At 60.6% G+C, this 17,869-nt stretch carries 14 protein-coding genes; 6 read left to right on the top strand and 8 right to left on the bottom strand.

Features of this window, described 5'->3' with window-relative positions; translation table 11 throughout:
* Positions 1-2 precede the first annotated feature (2 nt).
* Positions 3-254 (bottom strand): hypothetical protein, encoded by a 252-nt coding sequence (locus NKF25_RS10710; protein WP_253226664.1) that lies wholly within the window; start codon positions 252-254, stop codon positions 3-5.
* A 242-nt stretch (positions 255-496) separates the two neighbouring features.
* Between NKF25_RS10710 and NKF25_RS10715 the strand changes: the two genes are divergently transcribed.
* Positions 497-1,681, top strand: a complete 1,185-nt coding sequence (locus tag NKF25_RS10715) for an MFS transporter (RefSeq protein WP_253226665.1) — start codon at positions 497-499, stop codon at positions 1,679-1,681.
* 195 nt (positions 1,682-1,876) lie between these two features.
* Here the strand turns inward: NKF25_RS10715 and NKF25_RS10720 are convergent, their stop codons facing one another.
* The gene (locus tag NKF25_RS10720; protein WP_253226666.1) at positions 1,877-3,496 is read right to left on the bottom strand and encodes a BCCT family transporter; all 1,620 of its coding nucleotides are present in this window, start codon (positions 3,494-3,496) and stop codon (positions 1,877-1,879) included.
* Between the two features lie 412 nt (positions 3,497-3,908).
* Positions 3,909-4,979 (bottom strand): TrmB family transcriptional regulator, encoded by a 1,071-nt coding sequence (locus tag NKF25_RS10725; RefSeq protein WP_253226667.1) that lies wholly within the window; start codon positions 4,977-4,979, stop codon positions 3,909-3,911.
* A 179-nt stretch (positions 4,980-5,158) separates the two neighbouring features.
* Between NKF25_RS10725 and gatB the strand changes: the two genes are divergently transcribed.
* The 4 genes from gatB (at position 5,159) to NKF25_RS10745 (ending at position 9,731) form a co-directional block, all read left to right on the top strand.
* Entirely contained in the window at positions 5,159-6,676 is a 1,518-nt protein-coding gene (gene gatB, locus NKF25_RS10730; protein ID WP_253226668.1) for an Asp-tRNA(Asn)/Glu-tRNA(Gln) amidotransferase subunit GatB, read from the top strand.
* A gap of 181 nt (positions 6,677-6,857) precedes the next feature.
* Positions 6,858-7,796, top strand: a complete 939-nt coding sequence (locus NKF25_RS10735; protein WP_253226669.1) for a DedA family protein — start codon at positions 6,858-6,860, stop codon at positions 7,794-7,796.
* A 55-nt stretch (positions 7,797-7,851) separates the two neighbouring features.
* On the top strand, positions 7,852-8,937 hold the full coding sequence (locus NKF25_RS10740; protein ID WP_253226670.1) for a flippase-like domain-containing protein: 1,086 nt from the start codon (positions 7,852-7,854) through the stop codon (positions 8,935-8,937).
* A gap of 116 nt (positions 8,938-9,053) precedes the next feature.
* Positions 9,054-9,731, top strand: a complete 678-nt coding sequence (locus tag NKF25_RS10745) for a DedA family protein (protein WP_253226671.1) — start codon at positions 9,054-9,056, stop codon at positions 9,729-9,731.
* Positions 9,732-9,785: 54 nt separating this feature from the next.
* Here the strand turns inward: NKF25_RS10745 and NKF25_RS10750 are convergent, their stop codons facing one another.
* The 3 genes from NKF25_RS10750 to NKF25_RS10760 form a co-directional block, all read right to left on the bottom strand.
* A complete protein-coding gene (locus tag NKF25_RS10750) occupies positions 9,786-11,213 on the bottom strand; it encodes an MATE family efflux transporter (protein ID WP_253226672.1) in 1,428 nt (475 codons plus the stop codon).
* A gap of 78 nt (positions 11,214-11,291) precedes the next feature.
* A complete protein-coding gene (locus NKF25_RS10755) occupies positions 11,292-11,864 on the bottom strand; it encodes a HalX domain-containing protein (protein WP_253226673.1) in 573 nt (190 codons plus the stop codon).
* 68 nt (positions 11,865-11,932) lie between these two features.
* Entirely contained in the window at positions 11,933-14,164 is a 2,232-nt protein-coding gene (locus NKF25_RS10760) for a histidine kinase N-terminal 7TM domain-containing protein (RefSeq protein WP_253226674.1), read from the bottom strand.
* A gap of 163 nt (positions 14,165-14,327) precedes the next feature.
* On the opposite strand from NKF25_RS10760, the gene NKF25_RS10765 reads away from it, so the two are divergent.
* Positions 14,328-16,811, top strand: a complete 2,484-nt coding sequence (locus NKF25_RS10765) for a DNA topoisomerase I (RefSeq protein ID WP_253226675.1) — start codon at positions 14,328-14,330, stop codon at positions 16,809-16,811.
* Here NKF25_RS10765 and NKF25_RS10770 read toward each other — a convergent pair.
* Both NKF25_RS10770 and NKF25_RS10775 read right to left on the bottom strand, forming a co-directional pair.
* Complete coding sequence (locus NKF25_RS10770) at positions 16,808-17,356, bottom strand: hypothetical protein (RefSeq protein ID WP_253226676.1); 549 nt, start codon at positions 17,354-17,356, stop codon at positions 16,808-16,810. The two genes, NKF25_RS10765 and NKF25_RS10770, sit on opposite strands and share 4 nt — an antisense overlap.
* Positions 17,353-17,655, bottom strand: a complete 303-nt coding sequence (locus tag NKF25_RS10775; protein WP_253226677.1) for a UPF0175 family protein — start codon at positions 17,653-17,655, stop codon at positions 17,353-17,355. Before NKF25_RS10775 ends, NKF25_RS10770 begins: the two co-directional genes overlap by 4 nt.
* Positions 17,656-17,869 lie beyond the last annotated feature (214 nt).

Raw genomic sequence — 17,869 nt, forward strand, 5'->3', positions numbered from 1 at the left:
TCCTACGCGACGATGATATCGTCACCGGATTCGGATCCGGAGGACTCCTCGTTGTCTGTTTCGTCCTTAGACTCGTCTGATTTAGCCTCTTCGGCCTGCGACGATTCCTCCTCCTCCTCCGCTTCCCGTGCCTGCTCCAGTTCGCGGATACGCTGGTTTGCGTCCACGAGTTCCTCCGTCAGGCCGCGAATCGTCGCTTCCAGTTCCTCCATCCGCGATTCGAGCGAACCGATCCGGTCGCGCTGGCTAGTCATAATAACGTATGCGTGATGGTTTCACTATAAATGTGCGTCAGACAAATGTAAGAAATCCGGTCGTTATTCGTCGCGGTTGACTATCATTTACCGTCCCGTTCACTGCCGAATATGTGGAATAAGTGTCAGAAAGGGAGAGAAGCCGGAAAATATTCTCGTCTGGATCCAAGCGCGCGATTTACAACAGGTATTGTTATAATACCTGACAAGTCTTATAGCCACGGGTCATCAATCCCCATTCGATGGGCCTTCCAAGCGACATCTCGGAGACACCTCGCCGTGCCCGCATCGCCGATTCCATCGTGTTCGGTGTGCTGGGTATCGTTTTTGCGACGTGGGCGGTTCGGATTCCAGCGGTTCGATCCAAGATCGGAGCATCGTCAGGCGACATCGGACTCGCACTCCTCGGATTGGCGTGTGGGAGCATCGTCGGATTGGTCGCGGGCGGATGGCTCGTCTCTCATCACGGCGGCAGACGGATAATCCGGATCGGACTCCCCGTGTACTGCCTGTCGCTCCTCTCGATTACGCTCGCCAACAGACTCGACGTCCTCGTCACCACGCTCGTCGTTTTCGGGGTCGGAAAGGGGTTGACCGACGTCGCCGCGAACGCCCAAGGGATGCGTATCGAACACGGTTACTCGGGACAGATAATGGGCAGTTTTCACGCGCTGTTCAGCGGCGGCGGGTTGGTCGGTGCGGGTATCGGCGCAGTCGCAACGACGCTCGGACTCTCGGTTCGAACGCACTTCCTGATCGTCGGCCTCGCCTTGCTCGCCGGTGGACTCGCCGCGAGTGCCTGGCTCCTCCCGAAGAACGGCGACTCCGGCGCAGAACCCTCTTTCTCCCTCCCATCTCGAAAGCTCGCCGGGTTTTGCGCCATCGGGTTCTGTGCGCTCTTTATCGAGGGCGTCGGAAACGATTGGAGCGCCGTGTTCCTCAAGAGCAGCGTGGGTACCACTGCAACCGTTGCCGCACTGGGATTCGGCGCGTTCTCCCTCACGATGATGCTCGGTCGATTCCTCTCCGACTACATCGTCGTGCGACTCGGCTCACAGCGGTTCATTCGAACCACTGCCATCGTCGCCGCCCTCGGTCTCGCGTTGACGCTCGTCGCCCAAACGATCGTTTCGCTGGTCGGCTTGGCGTTGCTCGGTTTCGGCCTCGCCGGTCTCATGCCCGTCGCGATGAGCATGGCGGGGAATTACGACCCCGAGGCACCGGCCGAACCGGCGATTGCCGCCGTTTCGACGACCGGTTACGGCGGGTTCGCCATCGGACCGGTCATCATCGGCGTCATCGCCGACGCGACGACGTTACGGACCGCGTTGGTTCCGGCCCTGATTCTCGCCCTCCTCGTGGCGGTCTTCACCGGAATCCTTCCGACGGTTTCCCACCTCTCCCACGAACGGGAAACATCGACGTGACATCTCCTTCCGCTGATGACGGAGGTATCCTGATCGTCGAGATAGGAGGTATGGTGACTTCCCGTTCTCCCAACTTCCCGTCCCTCCAACTTCCTGCCCTTTCAGTACGATTCGGCCGCTCTCGCGGCCGAACTGGAAAACTTCGAGTGTACCGGCTAGACGATCACAATGTGCCAGCGATGGAACGATACCGATTCAGTCGTCGGAGTCGGGGGCTTGCCTTGCGCGTTGCTGAACCGTCGACTGCATCGGTGCGGTTTCGATGTCATCGGTATCGTCGATGTCGTCCTCGGTAAGGATGGGGAATTCTCGTTCGAATTCGAGAAGCATGCCGACCATAGTGACAGCACAGAGGATAGCAGTCGGCAACCCGACGAGGATGGTAAACGACTGGAGAACGGGCATACCGCCAGCGAGGCTCAGTGAGACGGTGAGAAGCACCATCATCAATCCCCAGATGACGCGGTTGAGTGAGGACGGCGATTCGTCGCCTTTCACGATGACCATGGCGATGCTGAGCGTAGAGGAGTCCAAAGTGGTGATAAGGAAGCTGATGACGAGTGCCAGTAAAATGGCCGAGAACACGCCGGGGTACGGGAAGAGTTGTTCAAACAGTGCGAATCCGACAGCTTCGAGGCCCGATTTCGAGTAGATGCCGAGTAGGTCTGTGGCACCCGAGGTCTGTAGCAGGAGCGCGGAGCCGCCGGTAGCGACGTACCAGGGGACGGTAAGCCCAAACGAACCGAAGAGCCCCGCGAAGACGAGTTGGCGGAGCGTCCGCCCTTGGGAGATACGCGCCATGAAGATACCGACCATCGGTGCGAACGTGAGCCACCACGGCCAGAAGAACAGCGTCCAAGAGCCGAGCCAGTCGGTGGCCTTCGGGCTATAGTAGAGGCTCATGCCGACGAAGTCGGTCACGTACCCGGAGAGCGCTTCCGTACCGAGGTTGACCAGCGATGCGGGCTGGCTAAACACGAACGTGACGGCCATCAGTCCGAGTAGCAACACGATGTTGAGGTCGGCGAATCGACGGATACCCTTCTCAATTCCGGTAACGACGGAGAGTAAGAACAAGGCACCGACCAGCAGGATAAGCCCGATACGGCCAGTGTCGCCGAGATGGATGCCCCACTTGTATCCGAGGCCAGCCGTGAACTGGCTGATGCCGAGGCCGAAGGAGACGGTGATGCCGCTGATGGTGATGATGACGACCATCGCGTCAACCAGTTTAGCGACCCAGCCGCCTACGTTATCGGCACCGACGAACGGGGCGAGAATGATAGCGGGTCGGAACGACGTATCCTTCCGATAGACGAAGTACGAGATGGAGACGGCGAATACGAGGTAGGTGGCCCACGCGGACATGCCATAGTGGAAGATGGCATACTGGAGTGCGTCGACCATCCGCGCCCACGTACCGACATGGGAACTGAAGTACGGCGGCCGAGTGTTGTAGTGGACGAGCGGTTCGACCGGCCCCCAAAATTCCAGGCCACCCGACGAGAGACCAGCAGTAAACGTCAATACGAGGTACTGCCAGAACGAGAAATCGGGTTCGGTGTCCGGTCCGCCGAGTTTGATACGTCCCCACGGGCTGAACAGGATGTACAGTATGAAGACGAACGAGAGGAACACGACTAAAAGGTAGAACCATCCGAGATTGGAGATGATAAACGTATTCGCAGTCGCCAGTTTTGACGCAGCGGCATCTGGCCACGCGACGATGCTAACGATGATTCCGATCAGGGGAACGAGTGAAAGTGCGAATATGAACGGATCGGATTCGCGCCGGAACTCCTCGATTGCAGTCATGAATGACGCAGTATACGGTCGTTCACAACGGATTCCAGTTTTGCGCCGTTCTCGGGTACGTTCTTGTCGGAGTGAGATCGAACTTCGCTGATTGCGTGCATCTGGACGCTGTTCAATGTTTAGGCAAGGAAGTATCTGTTGACTCTAAATAATTCCACCCGGCTATTGGTTCGAATCTGGTATCGTATTTATCATTCTTTCTGGATATACTGTCCGAAAGTCGGCGAGCCCGGACCGTCTGGTAGAAACTCGAAGTGCGTGGCATTGACCTCCGTTTTTCGGGGCGGAATGCTACGCTCCGAGTGCGGTGATTCACTCACGCTGGATTGTCACCCACCGTACCAACTGCACCACCCACCGAAAAGCGTGAATCCGCCTTGGAGCCTCCATACTTCCGGTTGGAAGACGACGATCAGGGGCCGTCGATTCGTTCGACGGTAAACCGTTTCGCGGCGATGTCCTCCCTCTCGGCTCCCCGTCCGCCGATCGTGTATCGTTTCTCCTCCGTTTGGAAGTGAATCGTCGCTTCCGCGGCCAGTTCTATGAGCGAAGCGGGCGTCCCTCCCGTTCTGGTACCGGTATATTCCACGTCAACGAACTGCCCCGAGAGCGTGCGATCTCGCCCCGTTCTCACCAACTCCCCTTCGACGCGTCCGAATATCTCGGCTCCATCGTCCAGAAGGGGCTCTATCCCGCGAATACAGTCCGTTATCTCCACGAACGAGTACGGAGGCCGTTCGTTGCGTCCGTCGTATATCGTCTCGTACACCTCCCAGAGTCGCGTCAGGTAGTACCAGTGGAACACGTACGTCGTCGTGTAGTCGTCCACGAGCACGCCGTACTCCCGTGAGCTGTTCGTCGCGTAGCAGGCGCGCTGGCGGTCGACCAACAGGAGGAACGGTCCGGCGAGGTCACGTCGGCGGACTTCGGTACACACTCCCTCGAACTCCGAACGGTCGAACGGGAGTTCGTCGTCGGGCGGGAGGTGGAGCGAGAGTTGAACGTACACGCCGCGTTCGTGGGCATCCCGCAACAGCGGTTGGAGCGTGGTGAACTGATCGGCGGTAACCGCCAGTTGGATGTGCTCGTTCGCCATCCCGATCGATTCACGAGCGTGGTCCAACACCGTTCGAAATCGCTGGACGAGACTCACGTCACCTTCCCGCACTTCGGGTGCTTGGTATCGCGTCTCGATTTCGTCGATGGCGAATTCGTACCGCTCGATTGCCGTCTTGAGCCCTGACAGGGCTTCTGACGGGTGGGTTGCTTGGGCGTATAGTCGGTCGCGCTCGTAGACGGTAACGTAGCCCTCGTCGTCCAGCGTCCGAAGCACGTCGTAGATTCGCGGTTGTGGCACTCCGCTCATTGACGCGATTTCGCTCGCCGACGCCGATCCGAGTTCGAGCAGCGTGACGTACGCATCCGCCTGATATGGGGAGAGACCTGCCTCTTCGAGCACGGCATTCAGTTCGGTCGGTTCCATCTTACCGACGGATTCGACCTCGACCCACTTAGAGAGGGGATTATCACCGGTACCTTGCCTGCAAGCGTGCCGATCACTCGCTCGACAACGGAACTCCCGAACCCCGTCAAAGACGGGAAATCGTCGTGGCTCGGCACGTCCCGCAGGATTTTAACACTCACCCGACCAACCAGTGAGCAATGACTGCTCAGGCTGTCCAAGAGGGCGAACTCGTGGCCGTCATCGGCCTCGAAATCCACGTCCAACTGGAGACGGACACGAAGATCTTCTGCGGGTGTTCGACCGATCAAGACGACGCCGAACCGAACACCTACACGTGCCCGGTCTGTCTCGGACTGCCGGGAGCGCTCCCGGTATTGAACGAGGCGGCCGTCGAATACGCCGTCAAGGTCGGCAAGGCCATCGACGCCGATATCCCCGAAGAGACGACCTTCCACCGGAAGAACTACTTCTACCCCGACCTCCCGAAGGGATTCCAGATCACCCAGTACGACGCGCCGATCTGTCAGGACGGCACGCTGGAGTTCAGCTTCGAGGGCGACACCCGAGCCGTCGGCATTCACCGCGCCCACCTCGAAGAGGACCCCGGGAGCCTCCGTCACGTTCGTGATGGAACCGGGGACATCGAAACCCGTACCGTCGGCATCGACCGCGCCGACTACACGCTCGTCAACTACAACCGTGCCGGGACGCCGTTGATGGAAATCGTCACGGAACCCGATTTCCGCGAACCCGGCGAAGTCGTCTCGTTCCTCGAAAAACTGGAGGAAGTGCTCGAATACCTCGGCGCGTTCGACTCCACCCGAGACGGCAGCCTGCGTATCGACGCGAACCTCTCCATCATCCCGACCGAGGACGTGAACGACGACGGATCGATCTCCGACGAGGTGCTCGCGGACGCCAACCGAACCGAGGTCAAGAACATCTCCAGCCACAAGGGCGCGGAAAGCGCACTCGCGTACGAGGAGAGCCGTCAGAGGAACCTCATCCGGCGCGGGAAGGCGATCGAACAGGAGACTCGCCACTTCAACGAGACGCACGGCTCGACCGTCTCGATGCGTTCCAAGGAAGCCGAGAAAGATTACCGCTACTTCCGCGAGGAGGACTTGCCGCCGTTGCAGGTCAGCGACTGGAAGCAGAAGCTCGAAATCCCGGAACTCCCCGACGCTCGCCGCGAACGGTTCCGCGAGGAGTACGGCCTGAACAAGGAGGCCGCCAGCAAGCTAACGTCGAGCAAGCAGGTCGCGGACTTCTACGAGGACGTTGCGGAGGAGTTCGACCCCGACCTCGCGGCGGCGTGGGTCGCCGACAGTCTCCTCGGCGAACTCAACTACCGCGACATGGAAATCACGGATGTCGAGGAACGACTCGGCGAGTTCAAGGACCTCATCCGTCTCGTGGCAGAGGACGAGATTACGGCCAAGAACGCGGAAGAGACGGTTCTCCGCGAGATGCTGGACGAGGGCGACGACCCGGAGACCGTCATCGACCGCGAGGGTCTCGGCAAGGCCGACTCGGGCGAAGTCGAGCAAGCCGTCGAAGAAGCAATCGAGGAGAACCCTGACACAGTGGAGGACTACCACGCAGGCGAAGGCGGCGCTATCAACTTCCTCGTCGGGCAGGTCATGCAGAAGACCGGCGGCAGTGCCGACCCCGGAAGCGTGAACGGCATGCTCCGCGAGCGACTGGACGAATAGGGACGAACAGGCGGCAGAATCGACCGCGAGGGGCGTGCCACACACCAGCCTCGACCCAATCGCGGCAGTCGGTTAGGGCATACCGCCGTTTGGTCGCGTTTTTGGACTTAAATCTACGGATGATTTTGGCGTGGGGTGTGACGGCCATGGACACTAATCCCGTTCCAGTCGTGGGTGTGCTATGGCTGATCCCGTGGGAACCACGAACTCGTTCATCCAGCAGTACGGCCTGCTCGCGGTGTTCATCTACATGTTCCTCGAATCGGGGCTGCTGTTGCATTTCGTGCCGAGCGAGGTCGTCCTGCCGTTTGCGGCCGCGCTGTTGGTTCACGGACCGGTCGGCTTCGTCGTGTTCGTCGCCGTGGCGACGGCCGGCGGAACTGCGGGAAGCGTTTTCGTCTACTACGTGTTCGGGCGTGGTGGCGAGTACGTGCTGGAACGATACGGGACGTATCTCCATCTGACTCCGGCGGATCTCGAACGCGGGCGGCGTGTCTTCCATCGGTGGGGTGAGGGAACCGTCTTTTTCTGTCGATTTCTTCCCGTTCTCCGGGCGCTCATCAGTATTCCTGCGGGAATCGCGGAGATGGACGTTCGCCGATTCGTGCTCTACACGGCCTCTGGAACCGCCGTGTTCGTGGCTGCGCTGACGTACCTGGCGTACGCCGGAACGCAAGCAGGGACCCCCGTTCATCGAGCGCTCGCGGCACTCGTTGCAGTTCTGACGCTGGACGTGCAGTACGTGCGGAGTCACTTTCCCGTGGTTCTGGTGGGGGTCGTGGCGTCGGTCGTCGTACTCGTCGTCGTTTGGACCCACCGCGAGTGGATTCGCGCGAATCCACTCGCCGCGAAAGCGGCGTTGCTCCGTGTCGTCGGTATCGTCGGGACCGTCCTCGGGTTGTTGTTCATCACGAGCGCGATGAGCGTTCCCGTGGCCGCTTATTCGCTCGTCACGTGGATTTGGGACGATCCTCGGTTTTTCGTAACCTCCCTCGGGCTCTCCCCCCAGGGAGCGCTGGTCGTGACCGGCGTGGGGGTGCTGTTCGTGACCCTCGTCGTCTACGAGGGTGGAAAGCGGATTCCGGTGGACGTGGTGTCCCGGATTGGTGCACGGGACTGAACATGTTCCCCAAATCGTGATACCATTCTTACCGGTACGGGTCGTTCACCGGTGTGTGGATGAATCGGGTCGGATTCGAAACGAACGGGTGGAACAGGGAGATGGGGAGATGGATGCAAGAGGCGCGCAGTTGAACGTTCGGTCGGTGGTTCTCGGCCTTCTCGCGTCGCTCGTCGTGATCGTCGTCATCGTCTCGCTCGTGGGTGCCTCGTCGGTCGTGGCCGCCTTCAAGGCCGCGAGGCCGAGCGCTATCTTCGCCATCGTCGTTGCCGTGGCCTGCTGGCAGGTCGCGTGGAGTTCGGCGTTGCACGTCGTCCTGTCGCTGCTGGAGTATCCACAGTCACGTCCTCGGACGATGCTGATCTATCTGAGCATCGTCTTCGCCAACAGCATCACCCCGTTCGCACAGGCCGGGGCGGAACCCCTCGCCGCGTTGTTCGTCTCGCGGGCGACGGATGCGGAGTACGAAACGGGGCTGTCAGCCGTCGTGAGCGTCGATACGATCAATTTCCTCCCCTCCATCGGTTTTGCGATGCTCGGGTTCGCGTACTTTACCGTTCGAGCGACGCTCAATCCACGGCTCAAACTCGCACTGGTGTTGTTCCTGGTCGTCGCCCTCGTGGTCGCCGTGGTCGCGGTGTTCGCGTGGCGGTCGAGGGAGACGCTCGCGGCATCGCTCGTGAGTGGGTTGTCTCGGTTGGGAGCGTTCCTCAGCCGGAAAACGCCGCTGAACGTCGACGTTCCGGAGCAAGAACTCGAACGACGGGTGACGCTGTTTCTCTCGAATTTGGAGCAGATCGCACGGACACCGCATCGACTCGCCGTCGGACTGTTCTTCTCGGCGGTGGGCTGGTTCTTTCTGGCGGTTTGCCTTTGGCTCTCGCTCTACTCGCTCGGCTACGCGATTCCGGTCGAAGCACCGCTGTTCATCGTCCCATTGGCGATGACGGCGAGTGTGACGCCGCTCCCCGGCGGCTTTGGCGGTATCGATGCCGCGTACATCCTGTTACTCGTGAGCCTGACGAACGTTCCGCTTCCGGTGATCACGGCGGCGCTTCTCGTCTTCCGAGCGGGAACCTATCTGCTTCCGGTCATCGCCGGTGGGGCTGCCGTGACGATGCTGGAGGCGAACCGACGGTGAACGGATGTCTATGGAAAACACATCAGCTCTCCAGAAGAGTATAGTTATCTATCAATTATATTGATGGTCTCCTGCATGAAAAAATTGATGGTGGAGAACAGTGAACGCTATCTTGAATGTTCGACTGGTTAGCCAGTACCACACTTTCGTTCGTCACCAAATACGGCTACCTGGCTGTCTTCCTCTATCTGGCACTCGAAACGGCGTTCATTCTCCATTTCGCGCCGAGCGAAATCGTCGTCCCGTTTGCGGCGGTACAACTCGTCCACGACCCGCTATCGTTCGCGTTCTTCGTCGTCGTCACGACCGCTGGAGCGACGGTAGGGAGCCTCCTCGGCTATTACGTGTTCGGTAAAAACGGGAAGGAGGCGCTTCATCGGTACGGACACATCCTTCACGTCTCCGAGTCGGATTTGGAACGAAGTCAGGGCTGGTTTCAGCAATGGGGTCGGAGCTCGGTCTTCTGGGGCCGAATGCTTCCGTTCGTACGCGCGGCCATCTCGATTCCCGCCGGACTCGCCGAAATGGACCTGCGGAGGTTCGTCGTCTACTCCGCGGGCGGATCGCTCGTTTTCAACGTATTTTTGACGTACCTCGTTTACGAAGGATCAGGCGAAACGTCCCCGCTCGGGTGGATGATCGAAACGATTTCCACGACACTGCTCCCCTACACCACGTCGATGGGTGGGAGCCTGCTCCTCCTCGCGAGCCTCGTCGTCGTTCTCTGTCTCGGTCTCGGCGTCATCTGGGTCGCCCGTGAACAGTTGAACCGAAAAACCGCCCCACATCGGTGAGGGAGGCGGTATTGAGGCTGCGGGCTGTTTTTCAAGCTGTATTCCGATTCACCGTCAGTCCGCGGTCGAGGGCACTTTCTCCTCGTCCAGCACGCCCTGTCGCCAGTGGCCGAGGCTGAACCAGAGCACGCCGACGACGAACGCCCCGACCGCCGACAACGACCACGACCACCAGAGACCGTTGACGCCCCACGCCATGCCCGAGAGCGTGAGCGGCCCGAGTTGGTACGTCCACCCGTACGCCAGCAGGACGGCCATCGGAATGCGGAGTATCCACCGCGAGAGGAACGACAGGGCCATCGCAACCCCGGTACTGCCCGCGCCGCGGAAGCCACCTTGGATCACCATCAGACCGCCGAAGAAGGAGAGGAACGGTCCGATGACTCGGAGGAAGTGGGCACCGACGCGAACGACGGCGGGGTCGTCCGTGAACACCCGCATGGCGACGCCCGGGAAGGCCATCATCAACCCGCCCGCACCGAACAGTACCAGCATCGTTCCGACGGTCGCTTTCCACGTCACCTCCGAAGCGCGGTCGGGCGTCTTCGCTCCGAGGTTCTGCCCGACGCCGGTCGCGGCGGCCTGTCCGACCGCGCCCGACACCGTCCACGAGACGGACATCATCCTGATGCCGACACCGTACGCCGCCGTCGGGACCGCGCCGAACCGGGCGACCAACGCGACCATCGCCACCGAGGCGAAACTCCGCGCCGCACCGTCGATGGTTGCGGGATAGCCGAGCGTGGCGAGTCGTTTCAACACCGGCCAGTCCGGACGGAGGTCCTCCAGTCGAAGCTGAATTCCCCAATCGCCGCGCAGGAGGACGTAGACGCCGACGGCGGCCGCGAACACGCGAGAGATGAGCGTGGCGACCGCCGCGCCCTGCGTTCCCATCGGACCGAACGGGCCGTATCCGAGGATGAGTATCGGGTCGAGGACGACGTTCATCCCGGCCGAGAGCACCATCAGCCACATCGCAGTGCGGGTGTCACCCGCGCCGCGAAGCACCGCCCGGAAGACGAAGAAGAGGAACGTGAACGGAATGGAGAAGAACAGCACTTCGATGTACCCGAGTGCTTGCACGTAGACGGGTCCTTTCGCCCCGACGAGCGTGAGGAGTTGACGACGGAACGCGAAGCCGAACGCCGCGAGGACGACCCCGATAACGACGGTCATGAGGGTCGTCTGTGCGACGACGTTGTCCGCCGCGCGGTCGTCACCCGCGCCGACGTGCTGTGAGACGAGCGCGACCGACGACGCCGTGAGTCCCATCGCCAACGAGACGAACAACCACGAGGTCGGGAACATGAGCGAAACGGCGGCGACGGCGTTAGTGCCGACGCGTCCGACCCAAAACATGTCCGCGAGGTTGTAGAACGTCTGCAGGAGGTTGCCGACGACCAGCGGCCACGCCAGCGTCACCAACTTCGGCGAGATGGCTCCCGTCGTCATATCGACACGATCCGCTCTTCGTCCAGCCATTTCCGTCCGAGTACAACGAGCGAACCGCGCTTAAACGGACGTGTTCCGCCCCCTCTCTGCCGGTTCCCTATCCCCTCGTCACTGAATTTCGCGGAGGGTATGCTGAAATTCCCGGTGATCGTTGACTTCGAGCGAGGAATCGAGCGTGCGACGAACGTCGTCGATTTCGGCTTCGAGGGAGACGAACTCGTCGTTTTCCTGTAGTTCGTCGGGGGAGTATTCGGCCAGTAGGTTCGCGTGGGTCGAAACCAACGAGTAGTAGTGTGTCAGCGTCTCCGCGTACTCCGCACGGTTGTATAGCGACTCGACCGTCCCCTGGAGTGAGCTCCTATCGACAGGTTTCGTTACGTACTCGTCGAATTTCATGTCGATGATGTCGTAACTCGGCGCGACCGCGGTGATCATGGCGACACGGCAGTCGTACCCATCGATTCGGATTCGTTCGAGAACCTCGGGGCCGCTCAACGACGGCATCTTTCGGTCGAGGAGTACGACGTCTATCTCCGTCGCCCGTTCGTCGAGTATCGAGAGTGCTTCCGTTCCGTCGTGTGCGACGTACGTTCGGTGGTCCGAGAGCCACTTCTCGTAGAGGACCGTCACCTCCGGTTCGTCGTCCACTAGTAGCACGCCGATAGTACCTGCTGTCGTCATGTTCGGGGTCGGTATTGATAGAGATAATCAATCAATTACTCATATATCTTTGGTTTTTTAGGTAGTATTTATTCACTGTTGTGCTTTTTGATATATGTCTCTCCCGGTCGGTCGTGCTGCGGGAACGTAAGGACGGCAACCGTCCCACGCGGTTCCGCGTCTTCGAACCACACCGCACCGCCGTACTGATCCATCATGACGGAAACGAAGTAGAGACCGAACCCGATGGAGCCAGTCGCCTCGGACGTGACGTTGCGGTCGAACACCTGTGTTTTCATCCCGTCCGAAATTCCAGGTCCGTCGTCCTCGATTTCGACTCGAACCGAACCTTCGGAACGCCGCGCTCGAACCGTGAGGGAGGGTGATCGGCCGTCGTGATGCTCGATGGCATTCAACAGCACGTTCTCCACGACCTCACCGAGCAGTTCGTTGCCCGCCACGGTCAGTCCGTCCTCGATGTCGGTCTCGACGCTCACGTTCGGATACGTGTCCTTGACTTTCGTGACCCGCCTCGTCACGGCTGCCGGGAGGGAAACGGTTTCCAGCGACACCGATTCGGAATCGGTGACGGTCTGGCTGACCGACCGCACCTTTTCGGTCAACGCGCCGATGTCCTCGCTCCACTTCCGAACCGTGTCGAAATACGACGTTCCGGACGCTTTGACGTGGGGTTCGAGGAGTTCGAGGTTGCCGTTCACGACCGTGATTCCGTTCAGGATGTCGTGGCGGAGAACGCCGTTGAAGAACTCGATTTGTTCGGTTCGTTCCTCGACCATCGCCTGGCTCTCCCGTAGTTCCCGCTCCCGACGTGCGCGGTCGAGCGCTGTTTCCGTCGTGCTCGCCAAAACCCGTGCGAAGCGGCGCTCGTTCTCCGTGAACGTCCGTTTTCTCGTGTCACTGCCGACCCCCAGAACGCCGTGTTCGCCAAGCGGGAGCAACAACAGACAACCGACCGGGAGATACCCGTATTTGGAACTCGGTAGAAGGTCGAAGGATTCGTAAACGACGGGCGTTCCCGATTCGAACACCAACCATATCGATTCGATGTCACGCGAAAACGCCAACTCCTCGTCGAGACCGCGTTCCAGGAGGGACGTCATCGCAACCGACCGAAGGATCGTTTCGTCATCGTCCGGAAAGAGGATGGCCGAGTAGGGGTGGTCCAACACTTCGTCGGCGGTTTGCACGGCGACATTGGCGATCGCTTCCGGCCGTTCCACGTCCATGAATCGACGCGTCGCGGACTGAAGCGCACGAAGCGTCTCCTCCCGTCGTTTCTGTTCGGTTATCTCTCGAAGGACGAAGATGTCCCCACGATGGGCGTCGTGGTGGTCACGGATCGGTGTCGAACGGGGGTCGTAGACGGGCGTCTCCCCCATACTACCGTCTGTTCGGACGGCAGGGGTGAACGAATGTCCGCACGATACGGCATCGAGCAGGCCGGGAACGGCTGTTTCGAGTTGGCTCCCGACGATGCTGTCGACCTGAAACAGCGGTTCCGCCGCCGAGTTGTACTCGACGATTCGTCCGTCGGTGACGACGATCACCGGGTCGTCCATCTCGGAGAGGACGACTTCCGAGGCGAGCGGCGCGACGTCGAGGAAGTTGTAGCGGAACAGCGCGAGGCTGTCCAGGATGCCGCTGGCGGCGAAGAAGACGGGCGTCAACCCGAAGGCGACGTTCAAATCGACGAAGGAGAAGACCGAGATGCCGAAAAAGGGGACCAATCCCGCGAGAATGATCGCGACCGTCTGTTTCCGGTAGAGTCGGTCGGCCTGCACCACGAAGGATGTGAGAAAACCGAACCCGGTGACGAGGACGACGAACAGGTAGACGAGATGGAAGTAAAACGACCCGGTATGCACGACCGACAAGGCGGTGAGGCTGTCGCTCGTCGTCAGCCGCGCGGTTTCGTTTGCAAACCCGTGGGCGGGATTCACGAGCGCGAAGACGGTGTAGCAGACCGGCTCCGCCCAGATGAGCGGGAGCGTCGTTCTCGTGACCCAATCCTCCCGGCCGGTGTATTCGAGCGCGAAGGTCAGCCAGAGGATGGGAATCGCGGTGACACAGATTCCTATGAGCGCCGTCCAGCGACGAGCGGAAACGAGCGAGGAACTCGTCAGGACGAACAGCGAAAAGACGCACCATCCGGCGACGGCGAGCATGAGCGAGGCGAACGACACCGCGCCGGGAACGTCACGATTCGACCACGCGTGACGTGCGAGTACGACTCCGACACCGCCGCCGAGGGCAGTGCCGGTGAGAACGACACCGCCCGAGAAAGAGAGAGAACCGAACATATCAGAATACGTTCCTGTACTGGGAGGGTGCACATAGCCGTTTCTTCCATTATCACTGCGGATAATCGGAGATCCGGATCCGTTCTTTTCGCTGGCGAAACGTTTACCAGCGCCATACCCGTAGCGACGGGCGATGACCGACGCGAACAGGGGTGGTGCGTGAGTGGAACTCATCATTACCGAGAAGGACAACGCCGCACGTCGAATCGCCGACATCCTCTCCGGCGAGAGTGCGGAGACCGACCGGCAAAACGGCGTCAACGTGTACAAGTGGGGCGGCAAGCGATGCATCGGGCTGTCGGGCCACGTCGTCGGGGTGGATTTCCCCCCGGAGTACAACGATTGGCGCGACGTGGAACCCGTCGAACTCATCGACGCGAACGTCGAGAAACAGCCGACGAAGGAGAACATCGTCCGCACGCTCCGCTTGCTGGCGCGCGATGCGACCCAAGTGACGATCGCGACCGACTACGACCGCGAGGGTGAACTCATCGGGAAGGAAGCCTGGGAACTCGTCCGCGACGTGAACGAGGATGCGCCCATCAACCGTGTCCGATTCTCTTCGATTACGCAGAACGAAGTCACCTCGGCCTTCGAGAATCCGGACGAACTCGACTTCGACCTCGCGGCGGCGGGTGAAGCACGCCAGATAATCGACCTCATCTGGGGTGCCGCGCTGACGCGCTTCCTCTCGCTTTCGTCCCGGCAACTCGGCAACGACTTCATCAGCGTCGGCCGCGTGCAGAGTCCGACGCTGAAACTCATCGTGGACCGCGAACGCGAGATACAGGCGTTCGACCCCGAGGAGTACTGGGAGATGTTTGCCGACCTCCGAAAGGACGACGAGGAGTTCGAGTCCCAGTACTTCTACCGCGACGAGGACGGCAACGAAGCCGAGCGCGTCTGGGACGAGGAGACGGCCGAAAAAGCCTACGAGACGATTCGAAAGGCCACGGAGGCCACCGTCGATAGCGTCTCGCGGCGCACCCGTACCGACACGCCACCCACGCCGTTCAACACGACCCAGTTCATCCGGGCGGCGGGCAGTCTCGGCTACTCCGCCCAGCGGGCGATGAGCATCGCCGAAGACCTCTACACCGCCGGGTACATGACGTACCCCCGGACGGACAACACGGTCTACCCGGACGATTTGGACCCCGAGGAACTGCTCGACACCTTTGCCGGAGATTACACCTTCGGAGAGGATGCCGAGAGCCTCCTCGAACAGGAGGACATCGAACCGACGGAAGGTGACGAGGAGACGACCGACCACCCGCCGATTCACCCGACCGAGGACATCCCGACCAAGGGCGAGTTGAGCGACGACGAGTGGGACGTGTACGAACTCGTCGTTCGCCGCTTCTTCGCCACCGTCGCGGAGTCGGCGAAGTGGGAACACCTCAAGGTGGTCTCCATGGTGGACGACCTGACCCTCAAGGCCAACGGCAAGCGCCTGCTCGAAGAGGGCTATCACGCTGTCTACCCGTACTTCAACACCAGCGAGAACTACGTGCCCAACGTCGAGGAGGGCGAGGAGTTGGCCGTCACCGACACGCGCATCGAGGACAAGGAGACCCAACCGCCGCGCCGGTACGGCCAGTCCAGACTCATCGAGAAGATGGAGAAGATGGGAATCGGGACGAAATCGACCCGTCACAACACCATCCAGAAACTGTACGACCGCGGCTATCTGGAGAGCGACCCGCCGCGCCCGACTCGCCTCGCGCAGGCGGTCGTGACGGCCGCCGAGGACTACGCCGACCTCGTCGTCAGCGAGACGATGACCCGCGAACTGGAGGAGGACATGACCGCCATCGCCGAGGGCGAGGCCGACTTGGACGACGTGGCCGACTCCTCGCGGGAACTCCTCGCCACGGTGTTCGACGAGTTGGAGGAGTCACGCGAGGAGATCGGCGAACAGCTTCAGCAGTCGTTGAAGGAGGACAAGACGCTCGGACCGTGTCCCGAGTGCGGCGAGGACCTCCTCGTGCGCCAGAGCAGGCGCGGCTCGTACTTCGTCGGCTGTGACGGCTATCCGGACTGCACGTACACGCTGCCGCTCCCGAACAAGGGTAAACCGCTCATCCTGGAAGACCGCTGTGAGGAACACGGCCTGCGGGAAGTGAAGATCCTCGCCGGACGTGGCACCTTCGTCCACGGCTGTCCGCTCTGCAAGGCCGAGGAGGCCGAGGAGGCCGAGGATCGAATCATCGGCGACTGTCCCGACTGCGGTGAAGAGCACGGCGGCGAACTCGCCATCAAGAAGCTTCAGACAGGTTCCCGACTCGTCGGCTGTACGCGTTACCCCGACTGTGATTACTCGCTGCCGCTCCCGCGCCGGGGTGACATCGAAGTGACCGACGAGCGATGTGACGAACACGACCTGCCGGAACTCGTCGTGCACAACGGGGACGAACCGTGGGAACTCGGCTGTCCCATCTGCAACTACGAGGAGTTCAAACAGCGCGAACAGAAGAGTGGACTGGAAATCATCGACGGCATCGGCGCGAAGACCGCCGAAAAGCTCGCCGAGGCCGGTATCGACACCATCGACGACCTGAAGGACGCCGAAGTCGAGACGGTCGCCGACCAAGTCAACGGTGTCAGCGAAGATAGATTGCGAAGCTGGCAGGCGAAAGCGGACTAGTCGGTCGCCGCGTCGTCTATCAGGTCGAACGCTTTTTCCCGAAGTTCGCCGGTCATGTGGAGCCCGTGACCGTCTACGTCTCGAACGATTTCTTTGCCCACCTCTGCGGAAAGTTCCGCATCCACTGCTCGGACGATGACGCCGATGGTTCCCGTGACGGTTGCGCCGAGACCGCGAGAGACGGTTCTGACTCGTTGGTCGTCGGAAACGACCCCTATCGGGAGGTCAACGTCCGTTCGTGCCAACACGCTGGCAACGATGTCGACATCGCCGTTCCGCTCCTGTTCGCCGAGAATCTCTCGTGCCGGTGAGTCGAACTCGTCAGTTGATGGATCGGTCGTCATCGGAAGCCAAACATCGGTTTCGACGCCCTCATTCGAGACGAGTCGGTCGACGTTCGTCCGTTCGGGTTCGGTCGTGATTTCGCCTCGAACCGTCGGGAGCACGACGGGAATCCCGTCGAAGTGCGTCACCAAATCGAGTTCGCCGACGGTCCCGAGCGCGATGAGCGTCGTCGCATCGAGAAGGAGTGGCGTCGAAGTCATAGACTGCGGGCCGAATCCGCATCCCGTTCGAGGTCATCGGGCGACAATTGCGAGGTGAGGTTTCGTTCGCGGGCGATTTCGAGCCATTCACCGAGACTGACGCCTGCGATTCTGGCGGCTTCGTTGACCGAGATATCGCCGGACTGGTATCGTTCGACCGCCGTTCTGATCCGAAGCTCCGAGAGTCCCTCACCGAGTGCTTTTCGGATGGTCGTACTACGGTCTTCTCCGAGCAACTCGGCCACTTCGTCCAACTGGTCGGCTTCGTCGTCCGGGAGTCGTGCACTGACGGATGGCATGTATACATAGTATTACAGCGTATTCAGCCATAAAGGTGTGGTCGAAAGCAGCGGTTCTCCACGAACGGGTTACGAAGTTGTCAGCGACGGTAGTCGGCTTGTATAAACAAAACGAGCACATGAAGGAGCCTCCGCCGCATCGACTACCGTTTTCGGCACCAATCTTCATTGACCTGAATATTCAGTTTCAGAAACATTCATCGCCATACATGCA

This window comes from Haladaptatus sp. AB643 (assembly GCF_024136975.1).
Classification (GTDB): Archaea; Halobacteriota; Halobacteria; order Halobacteriales; family Haladaptataceae; genus Haladaptatus.

What these genes read in the sequence shown, in the direction of transcription:
- NKF25_RS10775 (WP_253226677.1), bottom strand. Translation starts at nt 17,655, where the DNA reads ATGCCATCCGTCAGTGCACGACTCCCGGACGACGAAGCCGACCAGTTG.
- NKF25_RS10760 (WP_253226674.1), bottom strand. Translation starts at nt 14,164, where the DNA reads ATGTTCGGTTCTCTCTCTTTCTCGGGCGGTGTCGTTCTCACCGGCACT.
- NKF25_RS10750 (WP_253226672.1), bottom strand. Translation starts at nt 11,213, where the DNA reads ATGGCTGGACGAAGAGCGGATCGTGTCGATATGACGACGGGAGCCATC.
- NKF25_RS10735 (WP_253226669.1), top strand. Translation starts at nt 6,858, where the DNA reads ATGGCTGATCCCGTGGGAACCACGAACTCGTTCATCCAGCAGTACGGC.
- gatB (WP_253226668.1), top strand. Translation starts at nt 5,159, where the DNA reads ATGACTGCTCAGGCTGTCCAAGAGGGCGAACTCGTGGCCGTCATCGGC.
- NKF25_RS10715 (WP_253226665.1), top strand. Translation starts at nt 497, where the DNA reads ATGGGCCTTCCAAGCGACATCTCGGAGACACCTCGCCGTGCCCGCATC.
- NKF25_RS10755 (WP_253226673.1), bottom strand. Translation starts at nt 11,864, where the DNA reads ATGACGACAGCAGGTACTATCGGCGTGCTACTAGTGGACGACGAACCG.
- NKF25_RS10725 (WP_253226667.1), bottom strand. Translation starts at nt 4,979, where the DNA reads ATGGAACCGACCGAACTGAATGCCGTGCTCGAAGAGGCAGGTCTCTCC.
- NKF25_RS10720 (WP_253226666.1), bottom strand. Translation starts at nt 3,496, where the DNA reads ATGACTGCAATCGAGGAGTTCCGGCGCGAATCCGATCCGTTCATATTC.
- NKF25_RS10710 (WP_253226664.1), bottom strand. Translation starts at nt 254, where the DNA reads ATGACTAGCCAGCGCGACCGGATCGGTTCGCTCGAATCGCGGATGGAG.
- NKF25_RS10745 (WP_253226671.1), top strand. Translation starts at nt 9,054, where the DNA reads ATGTTCGACTGGTTAGCCAGTACCACACTTTCGTTCGTCACCAAATAC.
- NKF25_RS10770 (WP_253226676.1), bottom strand. Translation starts at nt 17,356, where the DNA reads ATGACTTCGACGCCACTCCTTCTCGATGCGACGACGCTCATCGCGCTC.